This is a genomic window from Roseburia amylophila (assembly GCF_025567465.1).
Classification (GTDB): domain Bacteria; phylum Bacillota; class Clostridia; order Lachnospirales; family Lachnospiraceae; genus Roseburia_C; species Roseburia_C amylophila.
Genome location: NZ_JAOQKI010000036.1, coordinates 1 through 3,447 on the forward strand (window position 1 = coordinate 1; position 3,447 = coordinate 3,447).

Genomic DNA, 3,447 nt, shown 5'->3' on the forward strand with positions numbered 1-3,447 from the left:
CTGAAAAAGCGGGTCTGCCCATTTGTAACTATTCACAAATCTTATATCAGTTTTTAACGTTTACACAAAACTTGAAACGGTCTCTATTCTATTGACTGTGGTTCTATTTCATGGTAAAAAGAGTCTTCTCTTGGTAGTACACCAAATAAATCACTTATATCCTCTTCTGTCAATCCCATCTCTTCCAACTGTACTACTATGCTTTCCATCCCATCAAATAGAACTCCCAACTGTTGCTCAGTTATTGTGGACGAACCTGAAGCCATTGCGGTATAACTTTGAGAAAGTACCAGACTGACCGCAAGCACAATTGAACACATAAATTTTACAATCTTTGTTTTTGCCATACTTTTATCCTCCCATGTTTTGATTCAGTTTTTCTTGATTCCAATAAAAACTTAATTTTACTAGCAAGCCTTTTCTTTCCACATCTATAGTTGCATAAAGTTCATCACCTCCATAAACATAAAGCTCATCATCAACCGATTTCCATACAACATTTATATCACTTAAATTGTAAGCTCTAAATATAAATACATTTTCTTCCACAATTTGTTTTGATATTATTTCTATGTCTTCTGTATTTTTTACATAATACTCTAGTATAAAATCACCATTATGCTTATAGTCATCTTCCGCATAAATAACATTACCCTCAAAATAATTTTTTTTGCCCAAATACAATTCTAAGGAGTTCATTCCATAATCAAATGTATGATCCACCCCTGATGCCGAACCCATCATTGTACACAATATTCCAAAAAATACCACCCAAAATCCATAGATAAAATAAAATTTTTTCTTTTTGCATTTTTTATCTCTATATCTGCCAAAGCACATTACATGCGTTATCTGATGTGCGAAGAAGAACGTTAAAAATAATGATAGCGCTAAATAGTAAACTTTCAAATTGTTCTCACCTCTCATCATGCATAATATATTCATTTAGTTATTCATATATTTCTCTGTATAAAAACCATAATAATTATTATACAATAAAATTTAATTCTAATGTTGAAAAATATTGTTTACTTTTTTTGCTTCTATTTGTAAATGACAAAATAATTTTGTACACAATAATATAAACTAAAATCAATATATAGTATCGTGAATCACGAACTGTTCCAATAGCAATAAAAAATATAGTAGTCAATATAATTAGTATTGAAAAAACAGTAAAAATAATTTTTTTCATAAATATCTCCTATCGAAATTGTAACCCTTAATTGCATAAAAACGTTATACAACAATTAATGTGTTCATTCTACTTATTCTTTAAATTTAGTTGTACGCTTTACTTACCTAAAATATCAACGAATTTAACATCATTTTCATTTACATAGACACAGTATAACATAATTCCTGTGCCTATGACAGCAATGGAAATATGGCTTCTTGAAAGAGCAGAGCCATTATATAAGATATATCCATGGAAAGCACTTCTTAGGGCTGGTTCAAGAGGATGCGCAGAGACGGATTATGGTCAGAATCTTATGCAAAAGATGATGATGTCCTATGATTCAGAGCCTAAAGAATATGCAAGGCTTGCCGGTTTTGGTTACAGAATGCTTGCTGAGGCAATCAAAGCAGATCTGCCATATCGTATCAGTTGTCCGGCACTTCTTATCTGTGGCGAAAAGGATAAAGCGGGCTCAGCAAAAAGCTACAATAAAAAATGGCATCAGAGAGAAGGTTTACCGCTTAAATGGATAAAGAATGCTGGTCATAATTCCAATACGGATCAGCCGGATGAAGTCAACAGACTTATAGAAGAATTTATCAGCGAGGCAGATAGGAAAGGAATGTCTGGATGATGTCTTTGCATAAAGATGATAATGACTTGCATATACTATAAGAATACTTTGGAATAGAAAAGTGTAAAAGGTTGCAAAAATCTATTTCAGGAGTGATCACGCATATTGTTTTTTTCTATTCCTGAGACTATAATAGAATAGAAAAGTGTAAAAGGTTGCAAAAATCTATTCTAAGGAGGCTTGTTACATGGAAATTAGCAGAGATTTCTATTTGGACAAACTGATAAAAAGAAAACATAATGGCTTAATTAAGGTAATTACAGGTATTCGCAGATGTGGCAAGTCTTATTTGCTGAATAATCTTTTTTACCATCATTTGCTGAATAATGGTGTAAATGCTGATCATATCATCCGTTTCGCGTTTGACTCTGCAGATGACCTTTACCTGATTGGTGAAAGTCTGATCCAGATTGAAAAAGAAAAGCGTGGAATTGACCCGGAAAAGTTTATGGCTTATATCCGTTCCAAAGTTGTTGATGACGGAATGTACTACCTGCTTCTTGATGAGATTCAGATGCTTGATTGTTTTGAAGCAGTGCTGAATGGATATCTGCGAAAAGATAATATGGATGTATTCGTAACCGGAAGCAATGCAAAGCTCCTGTCAAAAGACATCGCTACCGAATTTGCCGGTCGTGGTGATGAGATTCATATGTACCCTTTGAGCTTTGCAGAGTTTATGAATGTTTACAATGGCGATAAATACATGGGGCTTTCTGAGTATATGCTATATGGTGGTATTCCGCTGGTTGTCCTTCGTGAAGATGCAAATGATAAGGCAGCTGCATTGCAGAATTTATTCAACGAAATTTATATTCGGGATATTACCAGGAGGAACCGTGTTAAAAATATTGGTGAGTTGGAGGATTTGTTGAATATCCTCTCATCTGCGATTGGTTCACTGACTAATCCTGAAAAGCTGAAAAATACCTTTAAGACTGTAAAAAAGTCCAGAATTACTTCTGCAACCATAAAAAAATATCTGGATTGCTTTGAGGATTCTTTTTTGATTGAATCTGCACAGCGTTATGATATCAAGGGTAAGGCATACATTGAAACTCCAAAGAAATATTATTTCTCTGATCTTGGACTTCGCAACGCAAGAATTAACTTTCGTCAGTTTGAGCAGACTCATTCTATGGAGAATGTAATTTACAATGAACTGCGTATGAGAGGTTACAGCGTAGATGTAGGTGTTATCCCGATTGCAGAAAAAGATAAGAATGGGAAAGTAACTCGTAAGAAGCTAGAAGTTGATTTTGTTTGTAATATGGGATCGGTCAGATACTATATCCAGTCGGCATATTCGCTTCCAGATGAAATAAAACGCACTCAGGAAATCAGACCGTTTAGAAGGATTGATGACTCTTTCAAAAAAATTGTTATTACCAAAGATGTCGTTCAGCCGTATTACGATGAATATGGAATTCTTACAATCAATATTTACGATTTCCTTCTCAATCCGGATTGTCTCGAAAAATAATGTATTATGATAGAATTTCAAAGCGTTCGAAATGTTAGCTGGATTAGCTGATGACGAACTCTTTTATAGTTGTGGAGAATATTTGTTATGATTAGAAAGTTGCTGAACGGAGATATCAATAGAGTTGCTGACATATGGTTAAAGACAAAT

4 protein-coding genes and 1 pseudogene are annotated in these 3,447 nt (G+C 33.9%); 3 read left to right on the top strand and 2 right to left on the bottom strand.

Annotation, left to right across the window (positions count from 1 at the left end; genetic code table 11):
- Nucleotides 1-83: 83 nt before the first annotated feature.
- Nucleotides 84-347, bottom strand: coding sequence for a hypothetical protein (locus OCV43_RS13765; RefSeq protein WP_262624375.1), 264 nt, complete (start codon nt 345-347; stop codon nt 84-86).
- A 4-nt stretch (nt 348-351) separates the two neighbouring features.
- A complete protein-coding gene (locus OCV43_RS13770) occupies nt 352-909 on the bottom strand; it encodes a hypothetical protein (RefSeq protein WP_227700582.1) in 558 nt (185 codons plus the stop codon).
- A gap of 461 nt (nt 910-1,370) precedes the next feature.
- On the opposite strand from OCV43_RS13770, the gene OCV43_RS13775 reads away from it, so the two are divergent.
- The 3 genes and pseudogenes from OCV43_RS13775 to OCV43_RS14100 form a co-directional block, all read left to right on the top strand.
- Nucleotides 1,371-1,814, top strand: a complete 444-nt coding sequence (locus OCV43_RS13775; protein ID WP_262624376.1) for an alpha/beta fold hydrolase — start codon at nt 1,371-1,373, stop codon at nt 1,812-1,814.
- A gap of 187 nt (nt 1,815-2,001) precedes the next feature.
- The gene (locus OCV43_RS13780; protein WP_178061847.1) at nt 2,002-3,297 is read left to right on the top strand and encodes an ATP-binding protein; all 1,296 of its coding nucleotides are present in this window, start codon (nt 2,002-2,004) and stop codon (nt 3,295-3,297) included.
- An 87-nt stretch (nt 3,298-3,384) separates the two neighbouring features.
- Nucleotides 3,385-3,447: pseudogene (locus OCV43_RS14100) on the top strand (GNAT family N-acetyltransferase); the annotation flags it as partial.

What these genes read in the sequence shown, in the direction of transcription:
- OCV43_RS13775 (WP_262624376.1), top strand. Translation starts at nt 1,371, where the DNA reads ATGACAGCAATGGAAATATGGCTTCTTGAAAGAGCAGAGCCATTATAT.
- OCV43_RS13765 (WP_262624375.1), bottom strand. Translation starts at nt 347, where the DNA reads ATGGCAAAAACAAAGATTGTAAAATTTATGTGTTCAATTGTGCTTGCG.
- OCV43_RS13780 (WP_178061847.1), top strand. Translation starts at nt 2,002, where the DNA reads ATGGAAATTAGCAGAGATTTCTATTTGGACAAACTGATAAAAAGAAAA.